We start from the raw sequence: 13,680 nt of genomic DNA on the forward strand, positions 1-13,680 counted from the left end.
GGGGCGGCAGTTGCTGTGTGCCGATGGATCGAGCCTAGGGATGTGTCGGGGCGGTGAGGGCGGAATGTGGAACGGAAGGTCACATTCCGCGGGTGGCGAGCGACGAGGAGATCAGTGACGCCAGCTCGGCGGGTGCGGTCTCCTGAACGTTGTGGGTGGCCCGGATGGCGGTGACGCGAGCGTGAGGCAGGCGCTCGCCGAACTCCTTCGCATCCACCTCGCTCACGAAGCCGTCGAGCGCGCGGACGAGCGTCACCGCGGCCGTCGTCTCCGCGAGATCCTGCCATCCGGTGGCGTGGAGCGGCGACGGCGCCGCGACGTCGCCAGGGTCATGGGCTGCCAGCGTCTGAGCGGCGAGGTGAGCGAAATGATGCTTCCACTCGACACGTCCGTCGTCGCGCACACGGGTGTTGAGGAAGACTCCGCGCTCGGTGTCGGATCGGGCGCCCCCGAACCCGAACGCGATCGCGCGGTCGACGAGCTCGTCGCGGGTCGCGAAATCGGTGGGGCCGGCGTAGAACTCGCGCAGGGCGGCTGGGCCGGCGGAGGTGTCGATGCCAGGGGTGATGTCGACGACGATCAGCCCCGAGACGAGGTCGGGTCGAGTGGCAGCGAGGGCTGCGCCGGTGAGGCCGCCGAGCGACTGGCCGACGACCAGCTGTGGGCCATCGGTCCAGGCGTCGAGTGCTGCTGCGACATCGAGCGCGAGCGTGCGAGGGGAGTAGTCGACGTCGCCGCGCCACGACGAGTCGCCGTGCCCGGCGAGGTCGATCGCCAGCACCGGATGCTGAAGAGCGAGCACCGTCGTGTCCCACGTGTGGGCGTTGAGGCCGGCGCCGTGCAGCAGCGTGACACGGGGCGTCTCTTCGCCGAACCGGAGAGCGCTGACGTGACGGCCGTCCGGGAGGGGAAGCGTCACGCGTCGGACGGATGGTACGGGGACCCCCATCGCCTGCGCCTGTGCGGGAAGATAGTTGAACTCGCTGGTGTCGATCGCCACTTGCATATTCTGCTCTGTTTTCAAGGTGGTGCGGAAATGCAGAGACACCGTGCCAATTCGAGTCGTGTCTATGGTTGTCATAAAGCGAACATGACGGGGTGGTGGCTTGTCGTTGTGCACTTGATCTCTTCGAGGGCAACCTCCCGGAGCGAGTGCACAACGGAATATCATTGAGACATGAGCGAGACGCGAGTGCACCTCTCCAAGACCGAGCCAGCGGCGTATCAGGCGCTCGACGCCTTCGCGCGTACGGTCGGAGACATCTGCGCCGCGAACGGCATCGACGATCGGCTCAAGGAGATCGTGATGATCCACTCCTCACAGCTGAACGGATGCAGCTACTGCACGCGTCTGCACGTCGACAGGGCGCTCAAGGCCGGCATCGACACGGACACGCTCATGCAGATCGCGACCTGGCGAGAGAGCAACGTGTTCAGCGACCGCGAGGAGGCGGCGCTCGAACTCGCCGAGGCCTTCACATTCATCTCGGAGGAGGGCATCTCAGACGAGGTCTACAACCGCGTCGGGGGAGTCTTCACGGAGAAGGAGTACGCAGCACTGAGCTGGGCGTGCATCTCGATCAACGCGTTCAACAGGGTCGTCATCGCCGGCCGATACCCTGTTCCGCCGCGCGCCCCGCAGGCGCAGGCGTGAGCGTCCTCGACATCGACGGCGTCAACAACTTCCGCGACGTCGGCGGGCTTCCCGCGGAAGGCGGGCGGATCCGTTCGGGGATGCTTCTGCGGTCGGGCCAGCTCTCGGCGGCCACCACGGCGGGTGTGAACGAGGTTCGTCGTCGCGTCTCGCACATCGTCGACCTCCGCGACGGCGAAGAGGTCGCGGCGGAGCCGACCGAGATCGAGGGGCCGGACACTACTCACCTTCCGCTGTTCCTCGGATCCGTGCGCTCGTTCTTCGAGACAGATACGAGCCTGGAAGACCTCTATCTTCATCTTCTCGAGGAGAGCGGAGAGCGGCTCGTCGCCGCCATCCGCATCATCGCGGCGGGAGAGCCGACCCTGGTTCACTGCACGGTGGGCAAGGACCGCACCGGGGTGACGGTGGCCCTTGCGCTCGCCGCAGTGGGCGCCGACCGTGAGGCGATCGTCGACGACTATGCGCTCACGGAGTCGCTGCTGCCGGCCGAGCGGTCGAATCGCATCGCGGCATACCTGAGGTCGCAGCATCCGGAGGCGGTGCATGCCGTCGCGTTGGCCACGCAGTCGCCTGCGCCCGTGATGAGGGCGCTTCTCGAGCAGGTGGACGAGCGGTGGGGCTCGGCCGCCGACTATCTCCGTGCGAACGGCATGACGGATCAGGAACTCGAAGATCTTCGGGGAGCGCTCGTGGAAGAAGTGCCCGAGCAAGGTTAGGCAACCCTTCACGTGCTGTATGCTGGATGCATCATGGAGACCTTCCTCGAGACCCGCAGCACGCGTGCTGAGCGCCGCGCCGCACGTCGTCGTGCTCACCACCTGGTGACGGCCGACGAGCACTCGCTGGCCGAGCTCGAGGTGTTCCTCTCGACGTTGCCGCTGTGTGCCTCGGGCCGGATCTTCATCGAGGTCGCTGACGCGTCGGACATCGGCGTGATCGACGCGCCTGGCCGCATGACCGTCACCTGGCTCGCCCGAGCCCAGCGGTCAGGAGCACCCGGAACCGGCCGCGCCTGCGCTCCCGGGGAGGCGCTCGCGCGGGCGACCTGCGCCTGGGCTGACGAGATGCTCTGCGACGACGAGCTCGAGACGCACATCACTCTTCTCGGCGGCTACCTCGGCACTGCCGACATCGTCGAGCACCTGACCGGCGCTCTCGACATCCAGCCCGCTCAGATCCACGCACCCGAGCGGTTCGGACTTCTGCCCGTCGAGCGCTAGGCGCCGAGCGTCTACCGCTGAGCTCTGCTGCGGCGGACGTAGTTGCCGTCTTCGAGCCCTGCCTCGATCTCGAAGCGGTTGCGCAGGGGATCACGGCCTGCGAAGAGATAGAGCGCCGGAAGCAGGATTCCGTAGCGCAGCCACTGTGCTTTGTGCACCGCTTCGTGTCGCAGCATCGCGTCGCTCGGGCGCGCGTCGCCGGTGAGGAAGCAGCCGCCTACGCACACCCCGCCGCGATTGAACGTCCAGTTCGGCATCCCCCGGAACACCCAGAGGCCGGCGCGGCGTTCGACGGGCCCGGTGCTCCACAGCGAGCCCCAGATCCAGCCGACGGCCGTGCCCCACCAGTATCCGAGTCGGCTGATCGGTGAGCGGAGCAGGAACGCGGGAATCCTTCGGTCGAGTCGTCGACCGCGGGCCAGAGCGAGCTCGGCAGCGGGCCGCCAGTCGGCCGTCATGCGACGGCACCGACGAGGCGGAGCAGGGCGCCGAGGTCGTCGACCGCGTCGGCGGGTGAGCGGGGGGCGAACCCGGCGATGGTCGCGCCGGCCAGCGGAACACGTGACCGCAGTGCGCGGATCGCGGTGCTCAGAGTGGCGGGCGCGAGTCCGAACGGGGCAGGGGAGGAGACCCCGGCGATCTCGGCGGGGTCGAGCACATCGACGTCGATGTGCACCCAGACGCGCCGTGCGCCGGTCGCCTCGACCGCGTCGGCCAATGCTTCAGGTGAGTCGAGATCCTGGACGGAGAGCTGCGTGAGGCCTTCGAGGGCCGTCACCTCGGAATCCTCGAGGTTGCGCATGCCCACCGCGACCACCCGGTCGCGGGGAATCCCGGGCGTGACCGCGAGCTGAGGTTCTCCCTCGCCCAGCACTGCTCGGAGCGCCATTCCGGAGAAGGCGCCGGAGGGCGACGTGTCGGGCGTGTGAAGGTCGGCGTGGGCGTCGCACCACACGACGGCGAGGTCGTCGGTTCCCCCGGGGAGAGCTGCCAGCGCGGCGACCGTCACGCTGCAGTCGCCGCCGATGACCACCGTGTCGGCCGTCATGCTCTCGTGGACTAGCTCTCTGGTGCGCAGAAGCGCGCTGAGGCGGCGAACGCCCGTTCCCAGAGATTCACCCGCTTCGACGGGCACGTCGAGCACGGTGGTCGCCGCGCGTGGAAGATCGCCGGCGATCGCCGAGGCGCCGTCGACGAGGAGCATCGCGCGGGCGGCGGGGGAGCCCTGCCACTGCGGGACGACGAGGAAACGCACCATGGGTGCCTCCAGCTGAGAAAGGGGAGCGGGTGCCTCGGACGCGAGGATCCGAGGCACCCGCAGGTGTATCAGGAGCCTTCGATGGCCTGGCGAGGGGCGGAGCCGCCCGCCTTCAGCTCGGCGAGACGAGCCTCGACCTCGGTGAGCTCACCGAGGTCCTCGAGGCTCTCGAACTGCGCGTCGAGGCTCGATGCCGCGAGTTCGATCTTGCCCTGCGCAAGAGCCTCCTGGCGGCGGACCTTGTCTTCGAAGCGGCCAAGTTCGCTGGTGGGGTCGAGGACATTGATCGACGACACCGCATCCTGCACCTTCGTCTGCGCCTCGGCGACCTTGGCGCGGGCGAGCAGCTCGCTGCGCTTGTTCTTCAGCTCGCCGAGCTTGTCCTTCATGCCGTTGAGGCCGGACTTCAGCTTGTCGACGATCTCGGTCTGCGCGGCGATCTGCGGCTCGGCGCCGGTCGCCTCGCGCTCGGCGCTGATCTGGCGCTGAAGAGCGATCTTCGCGAGGTTGTCGAACTTGTCGGCGTCTGCGGCGTCGCCCTTGGTGCGCATCTCATCGGCCTTGCGGCTCGCGGCGAGCGCCTTGTTGCCCCATTCCGTGGCCGCCTGGACGTCTTCTTCGTGGTCGCGCTCGAGCAGGCGCAGGTTGCCGATGGTCTCGGCGATGGCCGACTCGGCATCCGCGATGCTGTTCGTGTAGTCGCGAACGAGCTGGTCGATCATCTTCTGCGGGTCTTCCGCAGAGTCCAGGAGGGAGTTGATGTTCGCGCGGACAAGGGTCGAGATACGTCCGAAGATGGACTGCTTGGTCATGCGTGGTTCCTTTCAGAGGGTCGGACTCGATGTCTGGGGTCGATGTGTGTGCGGCTCAGAAGCGTCGCCCTCCCGAACGGCCGCTGCGGCCGCTGGAGCGGCTGCCGCCGCCTCCGCCGAAACCGGAGCTGCGGAATCCGCCGCCTCCGCTGGAGCGCCAGCTGCTGCGCCGGGAGGAGCCGCCGCCTCCGCCTCCGCCACCGGAGAGCAGCCCCCCGATGATGCCGCCGAGGATGTCGCCTCCGAGGCCGGAGCCGCCCGAGCCGGATCCGCCGAAGATGCTGCCGCCCCCACCGCCCCAGCTGTCGTTCTGGTACCGGTTCGGGGTCATCGCCTCGACGTCGGCCTGAGCCGACGAGGTGGCCTGACGGACGAGATCGAGCGAGCGGCCGGCTTCGGTGAGCGCCGCTTCGGGGTCGGATGCGCGCAGGTTCAGTGCCTGGGTGAGGGAGGCTTCGGCCTGCGACAGCCGAGTGCGTGCGGTCGACCCGACGGTGCCGCGGCGCGTCTCGATGTACTCACGGGTCGCGCGGATCTCGGAGCCGGCCTGGGTCAGCGTCTGCTCGAGCATCTGCTGCGTTCGGCGGGCGCGCTCGACGGCCTGCATGCCCTGGGCGATGGCGGCATCGATCTGAGCGTTCGCCGCCGTGAGGGCTTCGAGCACTCGCTGGGGGCTGCGTGATGTTCCAGCGAGGCCGGCCTGGGCCTGCTGCAACTGCTGGGCCGTCGCCGCGGCGACCGAGGAGATCGCTCCGCCGGAGTCGGGCAGCTGCTGGGCGGCGGCGATGTCCGCCTGCAGCTCGGCCACCAAGGCCTGTGCCTGCGCTTCGATGTTCGTCAGCTCGGCGCCGAGTGCGGTGATCGCCTGCGCCAGCTGAGCTGCCTGGGCGACTGACTGCTCGGCCGTGCGGATCGCGAAGGCCGCCTCGCCGGATCTGCCCGCGGCGATCGCCTCTGCGGCGGCCTCGATCGAACGGTCTGCGAGCAGCGCGCGCTCGTGGGCCTGCGCCGGGTTGTCGGCGACGGTCGACAGAGCCGCGGGGTCGTAGGTGTCGGCGAGAGCCGAGAGCGCAGAGGCCGCGCCGGCGAGGACAGGTGCGAGCGCTGCCCGCTCGCCCTTGACTCGCTCGAGCTCCTGGGGGGCGTTCTGCTCGAGCTTGCGTAGAGCGTCGAACGCCTCGGTGTTCTCGTCGAGGACGTCGTCGATCTCTTCGCAGATCTGGATGATGCGGATGTGCCAGGCGCGACGATCGTGGACGGTGTCCTCGATCTCGTCGTCGAGCTTCTGCTTGAGATCGAAAGCCTCCGACATCTTGGCCTTGGCGGTCTCGACGGCGCCGGTGAACGCCGAGGTGGCCGCTTCGCCGAACTGCGCGACGGCGAAGCCGAGTTCCTCGCGGCTCGAGGTGATCGCATCGTCGGCCTGCACGAGGGCAGCACCCGCCTGCGTCTGCACCTGCTCGTCGGTCAGAGTCGAGAACGGATCGTTCGGATCGGGCTTCTCGGGCATGGCGCCGCGCCTGCGGATCTCGGCATTCCGACGGGAGCGGCGGACGAGCGCGATCACGAGCCACACGATGAGGCCGAGCGCGATGACCGCGACCACGATCACCGTGGCTCGCAGAGCACCCGCCCCGCCGTCGCCCTCGATCTCGTCGGCGGCGAGGACGATCATGCCCTCCCAGTCCTCCTGCGCGGCGAGGCTCAGTATCTTGTCTTCGACATCGTCGAGCTTGCTGTCGCTGAGCGGGCCGTCGGGCGCGGCCGAGATGTAGTAGCTGCGTCCGTCCACCGCGATGGCGAGGAGATACTGCTCGGATCCCAGGTTGTTGTTCTCTGCGACGGTGTCGGCCCAGGCGACGCTGTCGGACGGCGAGGTGAAGTCGTCGACGAGAACGACGAAGAGGTCGGACGAGGAGTTGTCGCTGAGCGTCTGGAGGCGGGCCTCGACGGCATCCTCTTCGCTGGCGCTGAGGGCGTCGGCGTCATCGGTCACGTATCCCGAGTCGAGCGTGACCGGATCGGTCGCAGATGCGGCCGAGACGGAGAACGCCCCTGCGGCCGCTGCCGCGGTCAGTGCGGCCAGCGCCAGCCACCGTGTCTTCATCGTGTTCCCTCCGACCGGCAGCCGAGCCCCATGGCACGAGTCTATGCACTGAGGCCGACACGCGACAGCTTCCGAGCGGGGATAGCCGTTCGCCCTCAGCGGAGACACATACGCTGGATGGCATGGACGACAGGTACGGATCGGATGTGCTCGCGGCTGGCTGGCGGGAGCGCGCGGCGAAGCCGGTGCCGCAGGTTGCCGCCGAGCTCGATCTCGTCGTCGAGGTCGCGCAGGACGGATTCTGCGGAGCGGTCACGCGAGTGCAGGGTGGCAATGTCGAGCTCGAGGATCGGGTCGGGCGCAAGCGACTCTTCCCTCTCGGCGGCGGGTTCCTGATCGACGGATCGCCGGTGCGCCTCACCCCTCCCGCGGCGAAGGAGCAGGGGCTCCGACGCACGGCATCCGGATCCTTCGTGGCCGCCGATCAGCGGGCCAGGGTCGCGCTGCCCAGCCGCATCCTGGTGGAGGGAAAACACGACGCCGAGCTCGTCGAGAAGGTGTGGGGAGCAGACCTGCGGGTCGAGGGCGTGGTCGTCGAGTTCCTACAGGGAGTCGATCTGCTCGATGAGCTGCTCGCCGCAGAGCCGCCCAGCGCATCGCGCCGCTACGGGGTTCTGGTGGATCATCTCGTGCCCGGTTCGAAGGAGTCGCGTCTCGCGGATGCAGTGGCCCGAGGTCCGCACGGGAAGCACGTGCGGATCGTCGGACATCCCTTCGTCGACGTCTGGCAGTGCGTCACCCCTCGAGCCCTGGGCATCGCGAAGTGGCCCGAGATCCCTCGAGGGACCGATTGGAAGACGGGAATCTGCCGGGCGTTCGGCTGGCCCTATGAGACGCAGGGCGACACCGGTCGAGCCTGGCAGCACATCCTGTCGAAGGTGCACACGTATCGCGACCTCGAGCCCGCGCTCCTCGGCCGTGTCGAGGAGCTGATCGACTTCGTGACCGCGCCCGCGCCCTGATCTGCGGTCTGTGGGGCTGATCACCGCCGACTACCCTGGAAGCATGCCCGAACCCCGCACCTTCCGCGACGAACCGGTCTCCTTCGTGCGCCGCAGCGGCCGCATGTCCGACGCCCAGGAGCGCGCCTTCGAAGAGCTCGGACCGCACTACCTCCTGGACGTCCCCCGCGATGTCGCCTGGACCTCGGTGCACCCTGAAGCGAGGCTCGAACCGACCGTCGAATACGGGCGCGAGGCCGATCTGTACGTCGAGATCGGCTCCGGTCAGGGGCACGCGATCGTCGCCGCCGCATCGTCGCGCCCCGATGACGACTTCCTCGCCGTCGAGGTCTTCCGCGCCGGGCTCGCCAGGACGATGCTCGATGCCGACCGCGAGGGCGCTCGCAACGTGCGCGTGGTCGAGGCGAACGCGCCGGAGGTGCTCTCGTCGTATCTGCCCGAGGCCGCGGCCGCCGAGGTCTGGATCTTCTTCCCCGACCCGTGGCACAAGAAGAAGCACACCAAGCGACGGCTCGTCCGCCAAGGGTTCGGTGACACCGCAGCCCGTGCGCTTCGCGACGGAGGTCTCCTGCGTCTCGCGACCGACTGGGAGGACTACGCGCTGCAGATGCGCGAGGTGCTGGACGCCGAGCCCCTGTTCGAGCGCGCATTCGACGGCGACTGGGCGGAGCGGTTCGACGGACGCGTCATGACGGCCTTCGAGCGCAAGGGCATCGCCAAGGGGCGCGACATCCGCGACCTCGTGTATCGGCGGAAGTCGCGCGCGTGATCGACACTCAGCGCACGTCGACGACCTGGCCCGCTGTCGTGCCTGCGCTGCTCGTGTGCCTTGCGGCACCGGCGTTCTTCGTGGCGCAGATCGCCTGGCTCGGCTGGGTGCTGCTCGCGCTGGGTGTCGGCGCAGCCTGGTTCGTCGAACGGCGCCTGCCCTCGTCGCCGGATCAGACGGTGAGCGTCGGCGCGCGGCGTGAGAGCGCTCGCGTGATCGGTGTGAGCCGTCAGCCCTCGCTCACCAGGGACCTCTCGCTGATCGCCCTGGGAATGCTCATCGTAAGCGTCATCCCGCTGGCCGCGGAGCTCGACAACCTCGCGATGCTGCGGTTCACCCTCGCTCTCGGCGGCGCGGTCGCGGTGCCGTACGTCGTCTCGCGCTTCGTCTTCCGAGACCGCGCGATCAGCTTCCCCTGGCGTGCCCACAAGAGATGGGGACGCCTGCAGTGGGGGTGGCTGGTGGCGGTCCTGGTGCTCGGCTGGCTGATCCTGCCGTTCTACTTCATCACGAGCGGCGTCTACCAGAACTGGCCGGTCGTCGATTCGCCCGACCTCATCGCTCGCCTGTTCGTCGGCGTCGGAGCGGTCGGCATCTGGGACGAGCTGTTCTTCATCTGCACCGTCTTCGCACTGCTGCGCAGGCACTTTCCCGATGCCCTCGCCAACGTCCTGCAGATGATCGTGTTCGTGTCGTTCCTGTGGGAGCTGGGCTATCGCGAGTGGGGCCCTCTTCTCACCATCCCGTTCGCGCTCCTGCAGGGGTTCATCTTCATGCGGACGCACTCGCTGGCCTATGTCGTGACCGTGCACCTGCTGTTCGATGCGGTCGTCTTCGCCGTGCTCGTGCACGCGCACAACCCCGGACTGCTGCCGATCTTCCTGATCTGACAGGGCGCGAGGGTCGATACGATCGAGTCATGCTCATCGTCGGACTCGTCCTCGCCGCGGCCGCTGCCGCGTTCCACGTCTTCATCTTCGCGCTCGAATCGCTCAAGTGGACCGAACCCGAGACGAGGAAGATCTTCGGCGTCGCCAGCCAAGCGGATGCCGTCACCATGAAGGCTCTCGCCTTCAACCAGGGCTTCTACAACCTGTTCCTGGCTCTCACCGCACTTCTCGGCGTCGGCTTCGTGATCATCGGCCTCACGACGGTCGGACTGACGCTGGTCTTCGCGGGCACGGGAATGATGCTCGCGGCAGCGCTGGTGCTCGTGCTCTCCGACCGCACCAAGCTGCGTGCGGCCGCGATGCAGGGCACCCTGCCGCTGCTCGCCGTCATCTCGACGGCGATCGGTGTGTCGATCGGCTGATCTCCGAGCTGATCGTGTTCGAGGGGTGACTTCGCGGGTGACACGGGCCACACTCGATGCATGAGCGACTGGGTTCTGCACGTGGACATGGACCAGTTCATCGCTGCGGTCGAGGTTCTTCGCAGGCCCGAGCTCGCGGGACTGCCGGTGATCGTGGGCGGCAGGGGAGACCCGACGGAGCGAGCTGTCGTATCGACGGCCTCGTACGAGGCGCGCGAGTTCGGCATCGGATCGGGGATGCCGTTGAAGATCGCGGCACGCAAGGCGCCCGACGACGCGGTCTTCCTGCCGGTCGACCACGAAGCCTATGAGTCGGCATCGACCGAGGTGATGTCGACGCTGCGTGCGCTGCCCGGGGTGTTGCTCGAGGTCATCGGCTGGGACGAGTGCTTCCTCGGCGTCACGACGGATGACCCCGAGCGGGTCGCGAGCATCGCTCAGACCGCGGTGCTCGAGTCGACCGGCCTGCACTGCTCGGTCGGCATCGGCGACAACAAGGTGCGCGCCAAGATCGCCACCGAGTTCGGCAAGCCTCGCGGCATGTTCCGGCTCACCGCCGAGAACTGGTTCGAGGTCATGGGCGACAAGCCCACGCGAGACCTCTGGGGTGTGGGGCCGAAGGTGCAGAAAAGGCTCGCCGCCCACGGGATCACGACGGTACGCGAGCTCTCAGACTCGGACCAGGATCAGCTCGTCACGGAGTTCGGTCCGCGTATGGGTGTCTGGTACCGCGATCTCGGCTCGGGCCTCGGACCGAGCGTGGTCGACGACACCCCCTGGGTGGCGCGCAGCCACAGTCGGGAGACGACGTTTCAGCAGAACCTCACGACGACCGCGGAGGTGCAGTCAGCGCTCACCGAGCTGGCAGGGCAGGCCTTCGACGACTGCGCCGCCGACGGGCGCCCGGTCATTCGCGTGCATCTCAAAGTGCGGTACGCGCCGTTCGAGACCAAGACGTTCGGTCGCAAGCTGTCAGAGCCGACGACCGAGCGCGCGGAGGTCGTCGCTGCGGCTCTCGCACTCGGCGCCACGCTCGATCACGACCGGGAGGTGCGACTTCTCGGCGTGCGCGCTGAGATGGCGATGCCGGAGGGTGGCGACGGGGCGGAGCGCACCCCCGTCAGAGGACGAATCTGACGGGGGCGGTCAGGCACCGGGTGGTCAGAACTTCAGAAGGACCTTGCCCACGCGGCCGGCGGTGTTGCTCGCACGGACGGCGTCGGCGGCCTCAGAGGCATCGAAGACCCCTGCGACCGGCAGGGTCAGGGTACCGTCGCCGACGCGCTGGAAGAGCTCGCCGAACAGGGCGCCCCGCGTAGCGGCATCCATCGTCTGGATGACCTTGCTGCCCCAGAAGCCCTTGACGGTCGCCTGCTTGAAGATGACATCTCCGGAGGCGATCTCCATCGTGGGGGAGTTCATGGCTCCGAACGCGACGAGTGTGCCGCCCTCGCCGAGGAGCGACAGCACGTCGCCTGCCGACGAACCGCCGACCGAGTCGATCCCGTAGGCGATGTGCGCACCGCCGGTGATCTCGGCGACCTGCTCGCGCCAGCCGTCGTGGTCGGTCGCGACGACGTTCTCGATGCCCTGTTCGCGGAGTTCGTCGACACCGGCCGAGCGGCGCACGAGGCCGATGACGTTCACGCCGCGGGCTGCGCCGAGCTGGGCGAGCATGCGCCCGACTGCACCGTTCGCTGCGTTCTGGACGATCCAGTCGCCCTTCTCCGCCCCCAGGAAATGCAGCAGGCTCACGGTGCTGAACGGCATCGAGACGAGCTGCGCCGCGCTCTCGTCGCTGAGCGACTCGGGAACCGGGATGAGCCCCGCGGCGTTCGCGACCACGTACTCCGCCCAGGCGCCGAACGTGCCGCCCGAGGCGACGCGCTGGCCGACGGTCAGGTTGTCGACGCCCTCGCCGAGAGCGTCGACGATGCCGAGCGCCTCGGTGCCGGATGCCGCCGGCAGCTCGGGCTTGAAGCCATAGGTTCCCCGGATGGTCCAGAGGTCGTGGTTGTGGATGGGGGAGAGGATGATCCGCAGGCGAACCTGACCCGGGCCGGGCTCGGGGGTGGGGCGTTCGGTGACGGTCAGAACCTGTTCGGGATCGCCGAAGGTGTCATGGGTGAGTGCGCGCATTGTGTCTCCTTGTGGGATCGGTCGTGGGGGATGCTCTGGGTGGATCAGTCGTCGGTGACGGTGATCTCGACGTCGATGTTGCCGCGGGTCGCGTTGGAATAGGGGCACACCTTGTGTGCGGCGTCCGCGAGCGCCTGAGCCTGCTCGTGGGGGAGGTCGGGGATGACGACCTCGAGCTTCACGGCGAGTCCGAAACCTCCCTCGCCGTTGGATCCGATCTGCACGCGGGCGCCGACCGACGAGTCGGTGATCTTGACCTTCTGCGTGCGGGCGACGGACTGCAGCGCCGAGTGGAAGCACGCGGCGTAGCCGGCGGCGAACAGCTGCTCGGGGTTGGCGCCGTCGCCGCTGCCGCCCATCTCCTTCGGGATGGCGAGGTCGAGCTCGAGGTTGCCTTCGCTCGTGGCGACGCGGCCGGCTCGTCCGGCTCCGGTGGCGAGTGCCTCGGCGGTGTAGAGAGCTTCCATGATGTGGATTCCTTCCGGGTTGTGGTCAATCGGCGCGCGGTGTGCGCGTGGAGGGAGCGGTCTTCTGCAGTCGCTCTGTGAGTTCCTGCAGCTCGGCGATCAGGCGGTGACGCTGGTCGTCGTCGTGCATGCCGGCGAGAGCGGCGATGGTAGTGTGGACCGGGGCGACCTCAGAGCGCAATGCCGTGCCCGCTTCGGTCAGCACGACGGTGACGACACGCTCATCGGCTGAGCTGCGGGCTCGGCTCACATAGCCCGCCTGCTCGAGGCGGCGGACGAGAGGGGAGAGGGTGCCCGAATCGAGCTGCATGGCGTCGCCCAGCGAGCCGATGGTCTGCTCGCCCTCCATCCAGAGGATCGCGAGCACGAGATACTGCGGGTAGGTGAGGCCCCACGGTGCGAGAAGGGCTCGATAGGCCTGCGTCGTCGCGCGCGCGGCGGAATACAGCGAGAAGCACACCATCTCATCGGTCACGGCCATCCATCAAGCATTGCACACGATTAGATTGTGCACAATCTAAATGCGACCCGACCCTCGCTGCGATGAGGCCGTGAAGGTCCGCTCCGTCGACCTTGTCGACATATTCGTCTACCTCGTCGTGCTCGGCGTCTTCATCCAGCTGTTCCCCGAGGTCATCTCCGAGTCGTTCCTTCTCGCCCTGCTGACTGCGGTGCTGCTCAAGGTCGTGCTCGAGGGGGTGCTCTTCGTGAAGAAGCGCATCGTCGCCCGCATCCGCGGCACGCACAGCCACTGGATCAGAGTGCTGAACGTCGGGGCGTTGCTGCTCGTCCTTCCCGGTAGCAAGTTCCTCGTGCTCGAGATCGTGGCGTGGGTCTTCGGCGACGCCGTGTATCTGGGTGGGTTCTTGCAGGTGACCGCGCTCATCATCGTGCTGATGCTCGCCAGAGGCGGCGTGCGGAGGGTCATCGATCGTCCGACTCCGGAGTTGCCGACCAACTGATACTCGCTCGCTGTC

17 protein-coding genes are annotated in these 13,680 nt (G+C 68.0%); 9 read left to right on the forward strand and 8 right to left on the reverse strand.

Annotated features, from left to right (window positions below):
* Positions 1-79 precede the first annotated feature (79 nt).
* Complete coding sequence (locus FIV50_RS06675) at positions 80-1,006, reverse strand: alpha/beta fold hydrolase (protein ID WP_140036755.1); 927 nt, start codon at positions 1,004-1,006, stop codon at positions 80-82.
* 171 nt (positions 1,007-1,177) lie between these two features.
* Between FIV50_RS06675 and FIV50_RS06680 the strand changes: the two genes are divergently transcribed.
* Genes FIV50_RS06680 through FIV50_RS06690 form a run of 3 tightly spaced genes read left to right on the forward strand, consistent with a single transcriptional unit; the run spans position 1,178 to position 2,877 of the window.
* Positions 1,178-1,654: a carboxymuconolactone decarboxylase family protein gene (locus FIV50_RS06680; RefSeq protein ID WP_140036756.1), complete on the forward strand. Its 477-nt coding sequence runs from the start codon at positions 1,178-1,180 to the stop codon at positions 1,652-1,654.
* On the forward strand, positions 1,651-2,373 hold the full coding sequence (locus tag FIV50_RS06685; RefSeq protein WP_140036757.1) for a tyrosine-protein phosphatase: 723 nt from the start codon (positions 1,651-1,653) through the stop codon (positions 2,371-2,373). The genes FIV50_RS06680 and FIV50_RS06685 overlap by 4 nt, the downstream gene beginning before the upstream one ends.
* A 33-nt stretch (positions 2,374-2,406) precedes the next feature.
* A complete protein-coding gene (locus FIV50_RS06690) occupies positions 2,407-2,877 on the forward strand; it encodes an SIP domain-containing protein (protein WP_140036758.1) in 471 nt (156 codons plus the stop codon).
* 11 nt (positions 2,878-2,888) lie between these two features.
* Here FIV50_RS06690 and FIV50_RS06695 read toward each other — a convergent pair whose 3' ends face one another.
* The 4 genes from FIV50_RS06695 to FIV50_RS06710 all read right to left on the reverse strand — a co-directional run bounded on the left by FIV50_RS06695 (position 2,889) and on the right by FIV50_RS06710 (position 7,054).
* A complete protein-coding gene (locus FIV50_RS06695) occupies positions 2,889-3,335 on the reverse strand; it encodes a Fe-S oxidoreductase (RefSeq protein WP_140036759.1) in 447 nt (148 codons plus the stop codon).
* Positions 3,332-4,135, reverse strand: coding sequence for an arginase family protein (locus FIV50_RS06700; protein ID WP_140036760.1), 804 nt, complete (start codon positions 4,133-4,135; stop codon positions 3,332-3,334). The genes FIV50_RS06695 and FIV50_RS06700 overlap by 4 nt, the downstream gene beginning before the upstream one ends.
* Before the next feature lie 68 nt (positions 4,136-4,203).
* Positions 4,204-4,947, reverse strand: a complete 744-nt coding sequence (locus FIV50_RS06705; RefSeq protein ID WP_042541884.1) for a PspA/IM30 family protein — start codon at positions 4,945-4,947, stop codon at positions 4,204-4,206.
* 55 nt (positions 4,948-5,002) lie between these two features.
* Positions 5,003-7,054, reverse strand: coding sequence for a TPM domain-containing protein (locus tag FIV50_RS06710; protein WP_140036761.1), 2,052 nt, complete (start codon positions 7,052-7,054; stop codon positions 5,003-5,005).
* Between the two features lie 122 nt (positions 7,055-7,176).
* Between FIV50_RS06710 and FIV50_RS06715 the strand changes: the two genes are divergently transcribed.
* The 5 genes from FIV50_RS06715 to FIV50_RS06735 are packed head-to-tail and all read left to right on the forward strand — an operon-like array spanning position 7,177 to position 11,234.
* Complete coding sequence (locus FIV50_RS06715; protein WP_140036762.1) at positions 7,177-8,016, forward strand: DUF3097 domain-containing protein; 840 nt, start codon at positions 7,177-7,179, stop codon at positions 8,014-8,016.
* Between the two features lie 43 nt (positions 8,017-8,059).
* Positions 8,060-8,785 (forward strand): tRNA (guanosine(46)-N7)-methyltransferase TrmB, encoded by a 726-nt coding sequence (gene trmB, locus FIV50_RS06720; protein WP_140036763.1) that lies wholly within the window; start codon positions 8,060-8,062, stop codon positions 8,783-8,785.
* Positions 8,782-9,675 carry a CPBP family intramembrane glutamic endopeptidase gene (locus FIV50_RS06725; protein WP_140036764.1) on the forward strand — a complete coding sequence of 298 codons (894 nt, stop codon included), beginning with the start codon at positions 8,782-8,784 and terminating at the stop codon, positions 9,673-9,675. Before trmB ends, FIV50_RS06725 begins: the two co-directional genes overlap by 4 nt.
* A gap of 29 nt (positions 9,676-9,704) precedes the next feature.
* Positions 9,705-10,097 (forward strand): DUF1304 domain-containing protein, encoded by a 393-nt coding sequence (locus tag FIV50_RS06730; protein WP_140036765.1) that lies wholly within the window; start codon positions 9,705-9,707, stop codon positions 10,095-10,097.
* Positions 10,098-10,157: 60 nt separating this feature from the next.
* Complete coding sequence (locus FIV50_RS06735) at positions 10,158-11,234, forward strand: DNA polymerase IV (protein WP_140036766.1); 1,077 nt, start codon at positions 10,158-10,160, stop codon at positions 11,232-11,234.
* A 24-nt stretch (positions 11,235-11,258) separates the two neighbouring features.
* Here the strand turns inward: FIV50_RS06735 and FIV50_RS06740 are convergent, their stop codons facing one another.
* Genes FIV50_RS06740 through FIV50_RS06750 form a run of 3 tightly spaced genes read right to left on the reverse strand, consistent with a single transcriptional unit; the run spans position 11,259 to position 13,184 of the window.
* On the reverse strand, positions 11,259-12,236 hold the full coding sequence (locus tag FIV50_RS06740; RefSeq protein WP_140036767.1) for a zinc-binding dehydrogenase: 978 nt from the start codon (positions 12,234-12,236) through the stop codon (positions 11,259-11,261).
* Between the two features lie 44 nt (positions 12,237-12,280).
* Complete coding sequence (locus FIV50_RS06745) at positions 12,281-12,703, reverse strand: organic hydroperoxide resistance protein (RefSeq protein ID WP_140036768.1); 423 nt, start codon at positions 12,701-12,703, stop codon at positions 12,281-12,283.
* Positions 12,704-12,728: 25 nt separating this feature from the next.
* Positions 12,729-13,184 carry a MarR family winged helix-turn-helix transcriptional regulator gene (locus FIV50_RS06750; protein ID WP_181164353.1) on the reverse strand — a complete coding sequence of 152 codons (456 nt, stop codon included), beginning with the start codon at positions 13,182-13,184 and terminating at the stop codon, positions 12,729-12,731.
* A 40-nt stretch (positions 13,185-13,224) separates the two neighbouring features.
* Here FIV50_RS06750 and FIV50_RS06755 point away from each other — a divergent pair, with 40 nt between their 5' ends.
* Positions 13,225-13,665 (forward strand): hypothetical protein, encoded by a 441-nt coding sequence (locus FIV50_RS06755; RefSeq protein WP_258184460.1) that lies wholly within the window; start codon positions 13,225-13,227, stop codon positions 13,663-13,665.
* Positions 13,666-13,680: the final 15 nt, after the last annotated feature.

This window comes from Microbacterium foliorum (assembly GCF_006385575.1).
In the GTDB taxonomy this organism is placed as follows: Bacteria; Actinomycetota; Actinomycetes; order Actinomycetales; family Microbacteriaceae; genus Microbacterium; species Microbacterium foliorum_B.

Excerpts from the sequence above, each read along its gene's own strand:
- FIV50_RS06675 (WP_140036755.1), bottom strand. The coding sequence starts at position 1,006 with ATGCAAGTGGCGATCGACACCAGCGAGTTCAACTATCTTCCCGCACAG.
- FIV50_RS06680 (WP_140036756.1), top strand. The coding sequence starts at position 1,178 with ATGAGCGAGACGCGAGTGCACCTCTCCAAGACCGAGCCAGCGGCGTAT.
- FIV50_RS06690 (WP_140036758.1), top strand. The coding sequence starts at position 2,407 with ATGGAGACCTTCCTCGAGACCCGCAGCACGCGTGCTGAGCGCCGCGCC.
- FIV50_RS06695 (WP_140036759.1), bottom strand. The coding sequence starts at position 3,335 with ATGACGGCCGACTGGCGGCCCGCTGCCGAGCTCGCTCTGGCCCGCGGT.
- FIV50_RS06700 (WP_140036760.1), bottom strand. The coding sequence starts at position 4,135 with ATGGTGCGTTTCCTCGTCGTCCCGCAGTGGCAGGGCTCCCCCGCCGCC.
- FIV50_RS06705 (WP_042541884.1), bottom strand. The coding sequence starts at position 4,947 with ATGACCAAGCAGTCCATCTTCGGACGTATCTCGACCCTTGTCCGCGCG.
- FIV50_RS06710 (WP_140036761.1), bottom strand. The coding sequence starts at position 7,054 with ATGAAGACACGGTGGCTGGCGCTGGCCGCACTGACCGCGGCAGCGGCC.
- FIV50_RS06715 (WP_140036762.1), top strand. The coding sequence starts at position 7,177 with ATGGACGACAGGTACGGATCGGATGTGCTCGCGGCTGGCTGGCGGGAG.
- trmB (WP_140036763.1), top strand. The coding sequence starts at position 8,060 with ATGCCCGAACCCCGCACCTTCCGCGACGAACCGGTCTCCTTCGTGCGC.
- FIV50_RS06730 (WP_140036765.1), top strand. The coding sequence starts at position 9,705 with ATGCTCATCGTCGGACTCGTCCTCGCCGCGGCCGCTGCCGCGTTCCAC.
- FIV50_RS06735 (WP_140036766.1), top strand. The coding sequence starts at position 10,158 with ATGAGCGACTGGGTTCTGCACGTGGACATGGACCAGTTCATCGCTGCG.
- FIV50_RS06740 (WP_140036767.1), bottom strand. The coding sequence starts at position 12,236 with ATGCGCGCACTCACCCATGACACCTTCGGCGATCCCGAACAGGTTCTG.
- FIV50_RS06745 (WP_140036768.1), bottom strand. The coding sequence starts at position 12,703 with ATGGAAGCTCTCTACACCGCCGAGGCACTCGCCACCGGAGCCGGACGA.
- FIV50_RS06750 (WP_181164353.1), bottom strand. The coding sequence starts at position 13,184 with ATGGCCGTGACCGATGAGATGGTGTGCTTCTCGCTGTATTCCGCCGCG.
- FIV50_RS06755 (WP_258184460.1), top strand. The coding sequence starts at position 13,225 with ATGCGACCCGACCCTCGCTGCGATGAGGCCGTGAAGGTCCGCTCCGTC.